Consider the following 15,234-nt stretch of genomic DNA (forward strand, 5'->3'; position numbering starts at 1 on the left):
CAATAAATGTGGGCCCAATTTTGTAACCAAATAATTAACGCAGCAATTGCAGAACGCCTTGTGGCGCTTGGTTAGCTTGAGCCAACATAGCTGTAGAAGCTTGCTGCAAAATATTGAATTTAGTATAGCTCATCATCTCAGCAGCCATATCTGTGTCACGAATACGAGACTCAGCAGCTTGAAGATTTTCAGAGTTTACGCTAACGTTATTGTAAACGTGCTCCAATTGGTTCTGGTAAGCACCCAGAGCAGAACGTGCTTCGTTTACTGTTTCGATAGCCTTGTCAACAACACCGCCTTCAGTAACACCTGATGCATTATCTGTCAGGCCACCGAAAGTCAATGTGCTGATATTAGCTTTGGAGAAGTCGATTCCCACTTGGTCAGCTGCATTTCCTCCTGTTTGGATCGTCAAAGTATTAGCAGATCCATCAAGGATAGTGATTCCATTAAACTGCGTATTTTTTGCAATATCAGTAATTGCTGTGTTCAAAGCTTGATACTCTGCATCCATGGCAGCGATATCAGTAGCATTGTAAGTACCGTTAGATGCCTGAACTGTTAATTCTTTCATACGAGTTAGCATATCAGAAACTTCGTTCATTGCTCCCTCAGCAGCTTGTACCATAGAAATTCCGTCTTGAGCATTACGCATACCTTGGTTCATACCTTTAATCTGCGCGCGCATTTTCTCGGAGATCGAAAGACCTGCAGCATCATCAGCGGCACGGTTGATACGGTAGCCAGAAGACAGTTTCTCACTGGATTTACCTTGTTGAACATTGTTAAAAGCAAGGTTACGATGGGAATTCATTGCGTTGATATTGTGGTTAATAATCATTTGTTGTTCCTCCTTGAGTTTGAAATATTTCACATCCTTGTGAAGCAGGCTTATAGCCTACAATATATATATCGGATTTCTAATACCATAGTTTATACCTGAATTAAAATATTGATCTTACTTTTTTATTTTTTTTATAAATTCGAGATTATGCTGAAATTGACTGGCCTCAACATTATTCGCCTGAACTTCATCCACCAGTTCTTTCCGTAAAATAACAACATCCTCTGGTGCTCTAATTCCAATCTTGACACTATCGCCATCAATAGAGGAAACGTAAATTTCAATATCTTTATGAATTAATATAGACTGCCCTTGCTTCCTTGTTAGTACAAGCATTCATACCCCCTCCTTCTCCTCCAAATTTCGCGCAATAATAAGACTATTTGTTTTATAGGTAGTCTTCTCTTGGATTACATGTTGTATACCAATAGAGTGGTCCACATTAATGATCAATGGAGCTAGCAAGTTTAAGGTCGAGGTCTGTATGGAGTCTTTGATGGTTACTATGCATAATACAAGAGTGTCTTCTGGCTTAGTCAGACGCAATCTTTTTTTTATTGGACTATTCAAGTGAATGGAATAATCCGGATACCATTGGAAAGGTGTTGTTGTCAAAAATGATATTTGTGGGTCCTCTTTGCTTTTTAAATAAGCAAATGGGGTATCCTCGATTGCCTCTAAATAAAATTGGTCTAATCCTTCAAATCCTATTATGCTTCCTTCAAAAGATATTAGCATGTTATTTAATTGACCCAGCATTCAAATCCCTCCTAAATAAAAAAACTACAGCTTTTCAGCCATAGCCTATTTTAACCATACAAATCATAATTACTTACCCACATTTTAATATCATTTTTATTCTTCAAATAAATGTTCATACTTCCTGGTTGAAACGAAACATTTGGGCGATTAGGGGTGAAAGTAATATTGATCTGTGGTGAATTCCAGTTTATATTTGTTTCTGCAGGCTTATATTTTACATCAACATTATTACTAGACGCTTCACCATTATATTCAATTATAGATTTTTCTTGTATTCTCTGTACTATCATATCTGCAATTTTTTGTTTAGTGAATTGGGCAAGCCTATTTCCTTCATCAACTATATTGGCTACATTTGTAAGATACTGCTGGTGCATTTGAGAAGAAATCATATGCAGCCACTCCAAATGATCCCCCTTCCCGAGCGCCATCCATGCCCTTGAACTGTCTACTGACAATTCGGAAGGGGTCTTTTGAATATCCATCATCGACGGAGAACTCTCAATGTCCATTTCTGCCGGAGGGGACTCTATCATAAGTTGAGCTCTTTCCGATTCCATCCCAATATTGGCATACGTCTGACGAATGGATAAACGTTGGAGGTTCATTTTGTTCACCCTCAATCACAAATTCCTATATTATCTCAGGTAATCTAGTAAGCTAATCTGCATGATCTTCGCACTTGTTGCAAGGGATGCTTGATATACACTCTCATCTTGTTTAAGTTTCATAATCGTCTCTGCATAATCAGCATCTTCTGTTTTGGACTGCATTTCAGTCAAGTTCAGTTCAAGGTCGCTCATTCGGCTGCTGATAAGTTCAACTCTATTCGTCTTTGCACCTATTTCTGAACGGGCCTCATTTATTTTAGAGAGCCTGCTCTTTAATAATTCCATTTCATTTAAAGCTGCTGCCTGATTGCCAGTGCTAAAGGCTGACTCCACTCGCGTAATAATGCCAAATAAATTGTCTGCGTCAGTCGGCTTACCAAAAATATCCTGACCAGTAATATTTATCGAAAGGGATGCCCCTTCTGTAAATTTATATATTATTTCTCCTGTATCGGTCTCCTGGGTACTTGCAATATCTGCCTTGTATGGTTCTTGGTCCGTAAATTGTCCATTAAAAATATATTTATCATTAAATTTACTATTACCCAGATTAACCATTTGTTCATATATTTGTTTTAATTCAATAGTAATTGCATCCATAGCTTCCTGGGGGATAGTTCCATTTGTGCCCTGCACAACCAATTCATATGCTCGTTGACCAACATCATTAATTTGACCAATAACAGTATCATTATATTCGAGCCACGAGGTCGCAGCATCCGCATTCTTCTGATATTGATCGTTTATAGATAGTTCACTGCGGTATCTTAATGAATATGTTATACCAACAGGATCATCTGAAGGCTTATTTAGTTTCATACCGGTTGATAAATTATTTTGATTCTTATCCATCCTGATGAGGTTATTGTTAATATTTCTCATCATTTGCAAATTCATCATACCCGGTGTAACTCTTAATGCCATCTATCTCACTCCCTTCTTATCTACCCACAACGCCCATACTGTTGATAATTTTGTCCAAATTTTGATCCATTGTTGTCATGAAACGTGAAGCAGCCCCGTAGGCGTGCTGGAATTTAATCAAGTTAGCCATTTCTTCGTCCATAGATACACCACTGACCGACTGCCTTCTCGAATCGACCTGGTCCACAAGCAGTTGGTTGTTAGTCTGCTGCCTTTGAGCTTCACTGCTCTCAACACCTAATTGACCCATTATAGACCGATAATAATCATCTAGCGTTCCCTTTGTAAAGCCATTATTACTAGCGACCGGATTGAACGTAAAGGTCTTATCTCTTAATTGCGACATTAATAACGCAAGAGTATTATTGCCTTTAACAGCCTCATCTCCCGAGGCACCTGTGATTACACGTAGGGAGGATGCAATTTGATTAGGGTCTTTATCAATGATGGAATTCAGTTGAATTGTCCCTGCTGTAATAGGTCCGTTACTAGAAGTAAAGAATTCTACTCCTTTGGTTGCTGGTGGACCAAACACATACCCCAACTGATGCAAACCATTAATTCCCTTTACCGTCGTCGTCAAATCTTGAGTTAAGGTTCTGTTAGCTCCGCTATAAGTAATGCCGTTCAAAGTAGTACCTTCAGGTAAAACGGAACCTGCTGGAATCGTAATCTCAACATCACCATTCACAATCGTATTGGCGAGTTGATCGAGCTGGTCAATATAATCTTTAACAATTACATCTCTAGACTTAATCGTCCCGAATACTTCTCCGCTGGTTAATGTGTTGCCAGCATAAGCGGATTCCCAATCTGCAGCCGTTGTATCTACGGAGTTGTTTCCGTTAACTAATTCTAATCCACCAAGGGTCACCCGATATCCTGTATCTTCTTCAACTACTGATATATTACCAAGTTTGGACAGTTGATCGATAATGACATCGCGTTGGTCTCTCAAATCATTCGCGTTATCGCCGGTTCCTTCAATTTTGTAGATTTGTCTATTGAGGTCAGCAACCTGCTTGGTTAATGTATTGATTTTTTGAGCAGTTACGGAAACGCTATTAGATAAATCATCCTGCATATCATTTAATTTTTTACTTAATTCATTAAAGGCATCGACCATTGCCAACGCATTTTCTTTCACTATTTTTCTAGCAGTCACATTCTCTGGATCTTTGCTGAGTTCAGACCAAGACTTCCAAAAATTATCTATTACTGTTGTTAGCCCTGAATTGGAAGGTTCATTAAACACTTTTTCTAATTTAGTTAGGGTATCGGCTTGGATCTCCCATTCCCCAAGCGAACGATTCGTATCCCAAAACTGATCATCCACAAAAGAATCACGAATTCTCTTAATATAACTTACCTCAACGCCTGTCCCCAACTGCCCAGGAGCTGTGGATTTGTAGAGTCCAGGATATTCGAGCGGTCTTGTAGCAGACATACCAACGACCTGACGTGAATAACCTTGAGTGCTTGCATTTGCTATATTATGACCTGTCGTGTTCATCGCTGCCATTTGAGTAAACAAGCTTCGTTTGGAAGTCTCAATACCATGGAACGTAGATGTCATCTTATCCCCTCACAATCTCAATAAATTCAAGCTTTAGTATCAAAGAATTGATTACTTTTTTTAAACTGGGAAGAATGTTGCGCAGGATTTTGGTAAATTAATTCGTCTTCCGTATCCACCAGAATATTTAAAGAGAAGTCAATAAACTGCATGGATTGTTCAATGAGCTGATGAATGATTTCATTTTCCTTTTTAAGTTGCTGCGTATTCCTAACTAATGTATCTCTAATTTCTAATAAGTCTTTTCTTTCCTTGGGATCGAAGACAAGGCGGGAAACCTCGGAAATATTCAAATTTAATTTTGTTCTGATCCCCTTCTCTTCTAATAGAGCCATCAACGATTCCTTACGGAGTTCTTCAATATGTTCAGTCTGTTTTAGCAAGCGATTCTCACGTGTCATCAATTGAGTCAATTCCGTGATGTCGTTATTGATAATAGCTACTTTCTTACTCTGCGCTGTGCTAAGCAGTTCCTCATATATCTTGTTCAAGGACTCGAGCTCTGAAATAATATTCGTAACACTACTCACTCGTCGTCACCTGATTTACTGTAAGATTTAAAGTAGGGCATAAGCTTCTCGGCAATTTTCCCTGCTTCTACATGATAGGTGCCGGAGGATACCTGCTGTTTGAGGTCTTGAATCCGTTGTACTCTTTCAGGGTCGGCGCTGCGCTCCTGAGCCTCCAGCATTTCAATCGCCTCCGAGGAAATGGATACTTCATCCTTGCGGCGCTCCATCTTTCTCGCTTCCTGCCGCTGAGTCTCCATATTCCGCTGATAAGGGTTAACTCCACCAACTCGTCCGGTATCATTAATTTTCATATCTTCCACCTTCTTTCAAATATATAAGGACGCCTTCAGGCTATTTTTCGCATCAGTCGAAAGTGGCATCCGGGCGGGTATTATACGCCAGAATAACGTAAAAAACCGATAAATCTTTACTAAGTTTATCGGTCATAAATGAGACATTATTTATAGTTTCAACTTTTTTTAGTGCGGTAGTCTGTTATTAATGGTATTTATCGATTGCGCGATAGGTTCCATCGCCCTGCCTTTTAGTCCCTACATCCTTATTCGATTCCTCATGGATCGCCTGATTCAGTTCTTTAGTCAGACGTGAGCGGCAGGAGTCACACATATGGCCATCACGGATCATGCTCCCGCATACCTCGCAGGGATACATCAAGTTCGGTGCATTCATCACCGAAATCCGCCCTTCACGAACAAAACGGGTGATCTGCTTAATGGAAACTTCGGTTGCATCCGAAAGCTCCTGAATCGTTGCGCCCTTCTCCTCACGCAGGTACTGAACACATTTCTCATATTCGTGCTCAATATCCTTGATGCAGTTTGGGCACATGTCTTTAAAATTAGCCGCAAATAATCTGCCGCAGCGAGGACAGTTTGCCAGATTCACGATTACGCCTCCTTATATCTTTACGAACAATGCCAGGCAGAACATATGATGGATTCTATACGAAAAGCATCCAAGCCTGCCAATGATAAAATTGGAATAATATGTACAAGATTATGTACAAGATTATGTACCATCCTTACCCTATAGCTTACATGATTCACGGTTCCCTCGTCCATCCTTTTTCACGAAATCAGGTTGCTTTTAGCCATTTTTGTCGTTTACGAACGTGCCCATGTCAGACTATAGACTTCTGAGGGGACATCCAAATAGTACTGCAATGCCCATTTTACTATAGCCGCGCAGGCCTGAATCGTACTGCCTGTTGTGTAAATATCGTCGATCAGCAGGACACGGAGAGGCTCTATTGTTCGAGTGGAATTCTCATTAGATTTGGTCTGAGAGACAAGCTTTTCAATACCGATATGTTGTAAATATCTAAAGCTTTCCTGATCGATATCAAAAACATGCCTCATGGAATCAATTCGCTCCTGTCTTGTCTTAAAACTTTGTTTGCCTGTATGCTCGCTCCGGACAAGCAAAGGCACCACGGGCAGCTTATGTATGCTCCCTACTCCTGCAGCCAGCACCTGCGCCTGATTAAAGCCGCGTTCCGTGAGGCGCTCCGTACTGACAGGGACAAAGGTCACGAGATCCGGCCTCCATTCTCTGCTACTTCCGCCTACCTGATCTTTGAGCTGAAAAGAAATTTCCTTCTGCATCCGATATAGCGCCCTGCTTAACATCTTAATCAATAAAGGCGCGTATTTCTCGTGCCCTCTATACTTGTACTGAGCCAGCCACTCTCTCATGACGTCATTGTACTGCACAGCGCTTCGGTTCAGCACAAAAGCACGATGCTGCGCCTCCTTCCGCAGACAATCCGGACAACCGGAAGCTCTCCCGCAGTAGGGACAACGCGGCCTATCAATCCAGGGAATAGCTAAAGCGCATCGCTCGCAGATACCGGGCCATTCACGCGTCAATCGGCTTGGACTGCCGCAGGTCAGGCAGATGTCTCCTGGAGGAGCCAGCAGACCACGAATAAATTGAGTGATTGAGGTGTATATAGAGTTCACAAGATTATCCTCCGAACAGTTGATGATATGACTTATACAATAAAGCCAGCCGCCCACAACATTTAAACTACACCGCTTAAGAACCCGACCAGAGCTGATTCAATGATAAGTAATGAGTCTAGTTAAGAAACGTCTATCGACGTACATCTTAAAAAGAAATCTACGACTCTTTCAAATATCCGTTCTTGCGTGCAATCAGGTTCATGCTGGTAATCTGCTTTACCGCTCTTTTCTGTGAATGGGTCCACTCAGGCGAAGCAAAAATCACCTTCCCTGCTGGATCCTCCGATGAGCGTCCTGCACGACCGGCCATTTGAACCAGTGAAGCTTCGTCAAAAAGGCCACTGTCTGCATCTGCAATAAAAACATCGCTGCGCGGAACGGTCACGCCCCGCTCCAAAATGGTTGTGGTCACCAGAAGACGGATCTCCCGCCCACGGAATCTTGTTACTTTGGCTGCACGCTGCGGATCCTCAGAAGAAGTCCCTTCGACACAATACCCAGCCAAAATGCGGCCCAGGATCCGCACGAGCGGGTCAATATGACGAATGCGCGATACAAACAGAAAGACCTGGGCGTCACGTTCCAGGGATTCCCGGAGGGCTTCCGTTAGTTTCTTTAACAGATGTGGCTGACGCAGGCACTGCTCGATGCTTTTCATTGTAATCCGCTTCGGCACCGGTAGCGGATGGCCGTGAAAGCGGACCGGCACCTTGGCATGGTGCAGCGTCCCGCGTGCGGCCTCTTTCTGCAGCGGCCGCGGCGGTGTGGCTGATAGGTAAACGAACTTTCCATCCGGCTTACAGGCATTCTGCGCGGCAAAGGCCAACATGGGATCATTATGATAAGGAAAGGCATCCAGCTCATCGATAATGACCAGATCAAACGCTCGGTAAAACCGCATCAGCTGATGCGTTGTCGCCAGCGTAAGATCCCCAGGTTGCCACCGCTCCGTACTGCCACCATACAACGTGACCATACGGGTTCCCTCAAAGGCCTTCGCAAGCCGGGGTGCCAGCTCCAGCACCACATCCCTGCGGGGTGTGGCCACCAGCACGCGGCCACCTTGTTCGAGGATCGAGCTGAGCAGCGGGAAGATCATCTCGGTCTTGCCCGCGCCCGTCACGGCCCAGAGAAGGAAGCGGGAGGGCGCGATTTCGCCCTGTGCGTAGCTCCCAGCGGGTGGCGCACAGGGCTTGCCGCCGGGCACCGCCAGCCCGGCGGGGGCAGAGAGCGGCCACCACGCGCGGCCGCTCCTCTCGGCGGAGCCCTTACGGGGCGGCTCCGCCAGGAAACCCAGCGCAGCGCAGGCGGCATCGCCCTGCGCTGCGCTAAGCCCCCACCGCCCGCGCACCGCGGCGGTGGACTGCTCGGCCGCGGCACGTACGGCCGAGGCCCCTCCCGCTGCTGAGCGAAGCAGCAGCGAACAGGCGCGACTGCGCCCAAGAGCGAGGCATGCCTCGCAGTAGGCGCAGTCCGCGCGGCCGCACGCGGCGCATGGCGCGGCGCCCGTGGCTTCGCTGCCGCAGCGCCGGCAGCGGGGGAGCCTGTCGCGGCCCAAGCGAAGCGGGCCGCGTCCTGGGCGTCGCGGGCGGGCATCTGCCGCCACGCCCGCGTCAAGCGCCAGCCGGCCCTGCAGGCTGGCCAGCTGCACGGCGCTGAACCAGGCGCCCGCGAGCCCGGGCGCCGCATCCTGCAGCAGCGATTCGACCTCTGCTGCGAGCAGCGAGCGCCCATGCAGCAGCTTACTGAGCAGCGCAGCTTGACCGCCCAGCTCCTCCATTACGCCTGCCGTATGGAGTGCCGCTTCCATCCGGCCTGCTCCCGCCGGCTCTGCAAGCAGCCGTTGTACGGCTTCCGGAGCTGCCTCATGCAGATCCCAAATCCACCCTCCCTGACTCTCTCTTTTCACATCCCAAAGCATTTCATGAACGAAAGTACTCCACTTTCCTAAGTCCCAGCTTTCCATCCCCGGCTGCTCCTCAAACTCTTGCTCTACTTCAACCGCAAGACTGTATGCCATTGCTTCGGACAGAAACACCAACTTTGCAGTTTTACCGAGCTTGTCCTTATTCCGGTTCCACCACAGCACGTCCACTCTCATATCCAGCGACCGCCTAATCGCCCAAACTCTCCCGTTCCATACGGCATAAACCGCTACCCGCACCAGCTTTAACCTCCTTTTCGGTCCAAAAATAAGGGGTGTTACACCATCTCAATACTTATCCACAGAAACCCCTCTTGACCGCATATTTCTTCCTAACATGAAAAATATCCATCCACAAACCCACAGATTCATCCCCATTTTTCACAGCTACTAAGGATGATTTTGCATTTAAGCCATTCTTTTTCCCAATTTCACGATTTCTACCTGTGGGTAAATCCCCTTTGAGTTGAATTATCATTCTAAATTTCGACTCTCTGTCCCGCTACCCGAGTTGAATAACAAACGACAAAAAAGCACACCCCACGGTTGCCCGTTCAGAAGTGTGCTTCACCTTGTATTTCTTAATATACCGCTGCCAGCCGCGGGCTTCATCCTATACATAAGGAATATGCGCCGCTTCATGCGGATTTCGTAAATCAATGATTGTGGCATCTGGTTCTCCGGCATGGTTCAACATCGAAAAATCATTCGATACGGAAACCTCAACACCGGCGATGCCCTCAAGCCGCTCGATAATGACAAGTGTGTCATCACTTGAATGGAAGTCGAGCACGGTTAGCCGAAGTCTTTTGCCTGTAATCAAAGCATACAAACCAAATGCCCGAATATACCATTCGATCTGACGCTCATGATTGGAAGTCACCAGAATATAGTGAAGCAGGTGTGTATCCTTGCGCCTTTGCCAGGCATGATAGACATGAACCGCAACAGCAGCAAGTGCGTACACTGTCAGAATCCACATTAGCGGGGTCAACATGCAGACTCACCTCCCTGTATACCAACACTATATGCCGGTAAAGTCAGGTCGGTGAATGTAAGCGTATATTCTGCCCACACCCTTTTCAGGGGTCACGGCCATCGCCTATCCAGTGGTATTTTTCACAATCATTTGCAGGAAAACCCGAAATTCCAATTGACAGGAATTAGAGGGTTACCCATCCATATTTAATTGAGTTGATTACCGCCTGCGTACGGTCGTCAACCTCCATTTTTTGCAGAATGCTGCTGACATGGTTCTTGACTGTTTTCTCACTGATAAAGAGATACTCGCCGATCATTTTGTTGCTCTTGCCTTCAGCCATCAAACGCAGTACTTCCGCTTCGCGGCGGGTTAACGGATTGTTGTCGCCCGCTACAAATTTGACGCCTGCTTCCTTCACGCCGCTCTCCGTCATTGCACCTGTTTCATTAAGGAAGGTCATGCGGCGCAGCTGTTGGATCAGCTTGCCTGTTACCTTCGGATGAATAAAGGCATAGCCCTCCTGCACCGAGCGGATCGCATTGATCAGCGACTCTGCTTCCATATCCTTCAGCAGGTATCCGTTCGCTCCTTTGCGCAGCGTTTCGAATACGTAGCTCTCATCATCATGGATGGATAAAATAATGACCTTCACATCCGGGAAAAGCTCACGTAGCTTCTCGGTTGCTTCTACACCGTTCTCGACAGGCATATTAATATCCATCAGCACGATGTCCGGCTTTATATCGTTACAAAATTCCAATACCTGAATACCGTCCCCACATTCGCCGATGACTTCAATGTCATCCTCCATATTCAAAATGCGCTTCAGACCCTCGCGAAACAATTGATGATCGTCAGCCAAGAGGACTTTAATGGTTGTTATGTTAGAATCTCTGTTTTCCATCCTGTTACTCCTTTCCCTTCTCAACGTTCGTTGGGATATGGATTACGATCTTTGTACCTTGGTTCTCTGCGGATTCAATTTCCATTCTTCCTTCGAGAAGCTCTACCCTCTCACGCATGCCGATCAGTCCGAAATGATCTTTCGATTTCTGTTCCAGAAGCTCGACATTAAAGCCCAGGCCGTTGTCCTGAACAACAATTTTCACCATCTGGGCCTGGTATGTAATTTCGACTACCACATAGGTCGGGTAGGCATGCTTGGCAGCGTTGCTAAGCGCTTCCTGCACCAAACGGTATATGGCTGCTTCCATCGCGGAAGAGAGTCGGTGTTCTTTCCCACGTGTTTCGAAAATCGTACGGATTTTGGTCTTCTCCTCAAAATCATGCACATATTTCCGCATCGTCGGGATCAGTCCCAAATCATCGAGAGCCATAGGCCTTAGGTTAAAGATAACCTTCCGCATTTCTTCTAGGCTGGAGCGCACTTGTCCCTTCAAATCTACTATTTCGTCCTGCACCATCTTAAATTCCTGCTTTACCACCATTCTTTCCACAATTTCCGTGCGGAGGACCAGATTGGCAAGCAGCTGTGCAGGACCATCATGGATTTCTCGGGCAATGCGTTTACGTTCCTCTTCCTGAGCCAGTATGATCTTCAGACCGATTAGCTGGCGGTTCTTAGCCGTTTCGATAATCCGTGTCACCTGTCCCAGTTCGCCTGACAAGTACTCCAGCACCACACCCATTTGTGATCCGATGGATTCAGCACGTTCAACAGAGTTCTCAACATTTCGGACTCTCTTTTGCAATTCATCGCGTCTGGCCTTGAGATACATTTCCTTCTCACGATAAATCATAACATCAAGCTGAAGCTGCGTAGCTTTCTCATACGCCTGCCTGATGTCATCCTCCTTGTAACGGACGAAGTCCCGGCTGACTTCCGTCAGCCGGACGCGCGAACGCCGGTAGTTCAGCTCTAGCTGATCCACCTTTTGCAGCGTTTCGATCGTTTCCTTCATCACAAACTGCAGTTCCTGATTCAAAGTGGCAAGTTCGTCACGGGCCGCCTCTAGAATCTCAAACATCTGATATTTGCTGTTCTCCACCACCTGGATGGCGTTCTTAATGACGCGGTCTATCGCATCGGCTTGAAAATCCACGCACTTCTACTCCATTTCGTACCACTACAGTTCTATATAGAATGAGCTGTCATCCGAATTTTCGAGATCAATTCTATACATATCATACCATATCATGATTCGATAGTGACGGTCTTCGTGTTTTGTTCCCATTTTACATTTAATCCTAATTGCTCTGAAACGAGCCGAAGCGGGACTAAAGTACGACCTTGGCTGATATAAGGCGCAACATCTGCACCTTTGCGCTTGCCGTTCAGGATATAATCCTTACTTCCAACCTTCAAATCCATGACTTTCCCACCGCGTTTAATGGTAATTCTCTGATTGGCTGGGTCCCAGGAAGCTTGACCACCAAAGGTATCCAGCACATATTTTATAGGAATATAGGTACTGTCGCCCTTAATCACCGGTGCGGTTTCCATCGATTTCTTCTGTCCGTTCGCTGTGAAGGACTTTTGGCCTATCGTCATGATGACCTTGCCTGTTGGCAGTCCCGCTTCACTGGACTCGGAAGGCATCGTGAACTTGATGTTGTCAAAAGCAACTTGGCCTGTCTTGGCACGCTCATCCTGGCCTTCTTCAACATTCACAACGTATACACGCTTGAGCTGTGCCGGGAATGCTATGCCTTTGTCACTCAAATCAACATTAATTGTTTTCCAGCCGTCCCAATCGATCGTTTTAGCCAGATCCACATACACCGTTTTGCCGTTATTGTCCTTAAGCTCGGCACGAGCCCAGTTCAAGCTGTGATCTCCCATCACATCAATCGACATCGAGGTAGCAGGTGCAGCAATGGTTTTGCCGGCCTGGCCGTTAAGCTCTGCGTAAGCGTACATTTTGCCTGTTCCCGCAGTCATATCATACGTCATCTGGAGCACTTTGGAATTGGCATGATCGCCGCTGCCCTGGGTAATAGCTGCAGTACCGCTCACCTGGGAGCTGTTGCTCGTAAACTGCACCGGGTAGCTGACATTTTCGAAGTTCTCCCACATATCTTCACCGGCAGCTGACAACACGACCGCTGTGCTGAAGCCGTTATAGCGTGCAATCGCATAGCCCACCTTGGCATTCGGATTCACCGACTTCACCGTCAGCTTGCCATTTTGCACACTGCCACTAAAGCCAATGAATTCCCACTTCAAGGCACTGTCAGGCACACTGATTTGCTGACCATCCTTGGTGGTGGCGGTAACCGGTACAGATACCGTCGTACCTGCTTGAAGCGGCGCAGTGGTTGTTGCCACACTCAGCGCATTCAGATCATCGGCTCCGAGCACCTTCACATCCATGCTTGTGCTGGTTTTTCCGCTGACGGCGGTAATCTTGCTTGTCCCTGGTGTCACACCCGTGATGGTCTGTCCGCTAACCTTCACATTTCCATTGCTGGATTTCCAGGTTGGGGTGAGGCTAGATGTGTCAACCGGATTGTAATAGGTATCGTAGCCTTTCAATTGGAACGAAGCCTGCTGGCCGATCAGAAGGTTCTCACTGCCGCTGATTTTCAGACCCTTCAGCTCCCCTTTGGGAGCGCTTGTATATACACCGAGGCCATTTACAACGCTGCGCTGCTCCTTGCCGTATTCCGTGTCAAACGTAAGTTCGGTATCTTCTTCTCCCAGTGGACGGCTGACCATCGTTGTAGAACCGCCTCCGTCAAGATTAAGGCCTTTCCATACCCCGATATTCACCATGAAGGATTGCAATTCGCCAAGCGACATGCCCGAGCTCTCGTCATTCTTCTGGGCGGCGATAATGTATGCATAACGCTGATCCTTGGAATAACCTAGAGCCGTTCTGGCGCGGTACCCGCCGATGCTGGACACGTCACGGGAGTAGGCCGCAGCTTGTCCGTTATTCACCAGAATGGTATGTCCTCCAATCATCATCTGCAAATCAGAAGGGTCTACAGATTGCCCCATCGTTTTGGAGTTGAGCATATAATTGGTTTGGATGGTTTGACCTACAGCCAGATGATTATTAACAAAATCCGCTGCTGCGCCGTGTGTCCGCAAAATATAACCGTCCTTCGGCACCGTCATATCCTTAAAACCGCCCAGATCCGAAATTTGCGTGATAACGCCATTCTGCACCAAGACTTCGGTTGGTGTTGTAGAGCTGTCTTTCGGGCGCGTCGTCGATTTCCATGCGCTGGTGTACATGTACATGGCGTTCACATGGCTGTACGAGGAGCCGCTGCTTTCCGGATTGTAAGAGGTCTTGTTGATCCCTGCAAGCGGGAAGGAAGCACCGTCCTGAGCCGTCACTGTGCCGTCAAAGGCAAACTCATCAATAATTGGCTTACCACCTTCTGTTACCGCGAAAGAGTACATGCCTTTGATATCGGATGGCGTGGATAACAGCTGGCCATCCGTCACTTGTCCCCCGATAGGTGCACCATCAGCGCTCGTATTAAAATAATCCCCGTTGACCGCTGCAACTGCGCCGGTCTCCTTCGCCATGCCGCCTGTGCTTTGCTTGGTCGTAAACTGACCGTCCTGACCGTTCATCACGTCCATCTTCACATACGGGTTCTGTAGATCTACCCGGATCACATCTGCAAGCGCGGTTGCCTGTTTGCCGGAACGCGTTGTCGTATATTTGTATTTCGTTAACATCGCACCCGAAGTGATCGGTTCTTCACTCAGCTTCGTAACCGATGACGCCGCTGCCGCGCTGGCGACCGATGAAATCGAATGCCCGTTCAGCGGAATTCCGCTGCCTACCACTGGCGCGATAAAGAGCAAACCTGCCAGAGATACGACCATCCATTTTTTACCTGTGCTTAGCCGGTTTTTATTCTCATCCAGCTTGTTATTCCATTTCATGAAAACGCTACTCTCCCATCTGTTTTAAAACACGTTCTTTCCCCATTGATTTGAACAAACCTACAAATCTACTGACGTTATGACTTGTAAAAAAGTTCCTTCGATCAACCCTCAAATACGACATTTTCCATCCAATAGCGATGCTAAGAGGTTACTAACTTGTAACTTCCATACACTTAATAGACTAATTTAAGCCTGAAAAGTTACGGCAAACACTGCTTTTTTTAACGATTACCATAGATTG

Annotated in this window: 15 protein-coding genes; all 15 read right to left on the reverse strand. The window is 46.5% G+C overall.

The genetic code is table 11. The features are described from left to right. Nucleotides 1-34: 34 nt before the first annotated feature. Nucleotides 35-841, reverse strand: coding sequence for a flagellin N-terminal helical domain-containing protein (locus tag MUG84_RS13540; RefSeq protein ID WP_244725580.1), 807 nt, complete (start codon nt 839-841; stop codon nt 35-37). A 117-nt stretch (nt 842-958) separates the two neighbouring features. Beyond that, nucleotides 959-1,180, reverse strand: coding sequence for a carbon storage regulator CsrA (csrA, locus tag MUG84_RS13545; protein WP_244725581.1), 222 nt, complete (start codon nt 1,178-1,180; stop codon nt 959-961). After that, nucleotides 1,181-1,603, reverse strand: coding sequence for a flagellar assembly protein FliW (fliW, locus tag MUG84_RS13550; RefSeq protein WP_244725582.1), 423 nt, complete (start codon nt 1,601-1,603; stop codon nt 1,181-1,183). A gap of 50 nt (nt 1,604-1,653) precedes the next feature. Next, nucleotides 1,654-2,214 carry a DUF6470 family protein gene (locus MUG84_RS13555; protein WP_244725583.1) on the reverse strand — a complete coding sequence of 187 codons (561 nt, stop codon included), beginning with the start codon at nt 2,212-2,214 and terminating at the stop codon, nt 1,654-1,656. 30 nt (nt 2,215-2,244) lie between these two features. Continuing rightward, the gene (flgL, locus tag MUG84_RS13560) at nt 2,245-3,141 is read right to left on the reverse strand and encodes a flagellar hook-associated protein FlgL (protein ID WP_244725584.1); all 897 of its coding nucleotides are present in this window, start codon (nt 3,139-3,141) and stop codon (nt 2,245-2,247) included. A 16-nt stretch (nt 3,142-3,157) separates the two neighbouring features. Then, the gene (flgK, locus tag MUG84_RS13565; protein ID WP_244725585.1) at nt 3,158-4,717 is read right to left on the reverse strand and encodes a flagellar hook-associated protein FlgK; all 1,560 of its coding nucleotides are present in this window, start codon (nt 4,715-4,717) and stop codon (nt 3,158-3,160) included. Nucleotides 4,718-4,743: 26 nt separating this feature from the next. After that, on the reverse strand, nt 4,744-5,247 hold the full coding sequence (locus MUG84_RS13570; RefSeq protein ID WP_244725586.1) for a flagellar protein FlgN: 504 nt from the start codon (nt 5,245-5,247) through the stop codon (nt 4,744-4,746). Further along, nucleotides 5,244-5,540 (reverse strand): flagellar biosynthesis anti-sigma factor FlgM, encoded by a 297-nt coding sequence (gene flgM, locus MUG84_RS13575; protein ID WP_244725587.1) that lies wholly within the window; start codon nt 5,538-5,540, stop codon nt 5,244-5,246. Before flgM ends, MUG84_RS13570 begins: the two co-directional genes overlap by 4 nt. 187 nt (nt 5,541-5,727) lie before the next feature. Continuing rightward, nucleotides 5,728-6,135: a TIGR03826 family flagellar region protein gene (locus MUG84_RS13580; protein ID WP_244725588.1), complete on the reverse strand. Its 408-nt coding sequence runs from the start codon at nt 6,133-6,135 to the stop codon at nt 5,728-5,730. Nucleotides 6,136-6,353: 218 nt separating this feature from the next. Then, nucleotides 6,354-7,211, reverse strand: a complete 858-nt coding sequence (locus MUG84_RS13585) for a ComFC family protein (protein ID WP_244725589.1) — start codon at nt 7,209-7,211, stop codon at nt 6,354-6,356. A gap of 160 nt (nt 7,212-7,371) precedes the next feature. Beyond that, the gene (locus MUG84_RS13590; RefSeq protein WP_244725590.1) at nt 7,372-9,378 is read right to left on the reverse strand and encodes an ATP-dependent helicase ComFA; all 2,007 of its coding nucleotides are present in this window, start codon (nt 9,376-9,378) and stop codon (nt 7,372-7,374) included. A gap of 373 nt (nt 9,379-9,751) precedes the next feature. Further along, nucleotides 9,752-10,135, reverse strand: a complete 384-nt coding sequence (locus tag MUG84_RS13595) for a hypothetical protein (protein ID WP_244725591.1) — start codon at nt 10,133-10,135, stop codon at nt 9,752-9,754. Between the two features lie 166 nt (nt 10,136-10,301). Beyond that, nucleotides 10,302-11,024, reverse strand: coding sequence for a response regulator transcription factor (locus MUG84_RS13600; protein WP_244725592.1), 723 nt, complete (start codon nt 11,022-11,024; stop codon nt 10,302-10,304). Between the two features lie 4 nt (nt 11,025-11,028). Then, on the reverse strand, nt 11,029-12,183 hold the full coding sequence (locus MUG84_RS13605) for a sensor histidine kinase (RefSeq protein ID WP_244725593.1): 1,155 nt from the start codon (nt 12,181-12,183) through the stop codon (nt 11,029-11,031). 92 nt (nt 12,184-12,275) lie between these two features. Continuing rightward, on the reverse strand, nt 12,276-14,990 hold the full coding sequence (locus tag MUG84_RS13610) for a stalk domain-containing protein (RefSeq protein WP_244725594.1): 2,715 nt from the start codon (nt 14,988-14,990) through the stop codon (nt 12,276-12,278). Nucleotides 14,991-15,234: the final 244 nt, after the last annotated feature.

Source organism: Paenibacillus mangrovi, from assembly GCF_022898935.1.
Lineage (GTDB): Bacteria > Bacillota > Bacilli > Paenibacillales > Paenibacillaceae > Paenibacillus_AQ > Paenibacillus_AQ mangrovi.

What these genes read in the sequence shown, in the direction of transcription:
- MUG84_RS13555 (WP_244725583.1), bottom strand. Translation starts at nt 2,214, where the DNA reads ATGAACCTCCAACGTTTATCCATTCGTCAGACGTATGCCAATATTGGG.
- csrA (WP_244725581.1), bottom strand. Translation starts at nt 1,180, where the DNA reads ATGCTTGTACTAACAAGGAAGCAAGGGCAGTCTATATTAATTCATAAA.
- flgL (WP_244725584.1), bottom strand. Translation starts at nt 3,141, where the DNA reads ATGGCATTAAGAGTTACACCGGGTATGATGAATTTGCAAATGATGAGA.
- flgK (WP_244725585.1), bottom strand. Translation starts at nt 4,717, where the DNA reads ATGACATCTACGTTCCATGGTATTGAGACTTCCAAACGAAGCTTGTTT.
- MUG84_RS13600 (WP_244725592.1), bottom strand. Translation starts at nt 11,024, where the DNA reads ATGGAAAACAGAGATTCTAACATAACAACCATTAAAGTCCTCTTGGCT.
- MUG84_RS13540 (WP_244725580.1), bottom strand. Translation starts at nt 841, where the DNA reads ATGATTATTAACCACAATATCAACGCAATGAATTCCCATCGTAACCTT.
- MUG84_RS13610 (WP_244725594.1), bottom strand. Translation starts at nt 14,990, where the DNA reads ATGAAATGGAATAACAAGCTGGATGAGAATAAAAACCGGCTAAGCACA.
- flgM (WP_244725587.1), bottom strand. Translation starts at nt 5,540, where the DNA reads ATGAAAATTAATGATACCGGACGAGTTGGTGGAGTTAACCCTTATCAG.
- MUG84_RS13595 (WP_244725591.1), bottom strand. Translation starts at nt 10,135, where the DNA reads ATGTTGACCCCGCTAATGTGGATTCTGACAGTGTACGCACTTGCTGCT.
- fliW (WP_244725582.1), bottom strand. Translation starts at nt 1,603, where the DNA reads ATGCTGGGTCAATTAAATAACATGCTAATATCTTTTGAAGGAAGCATA.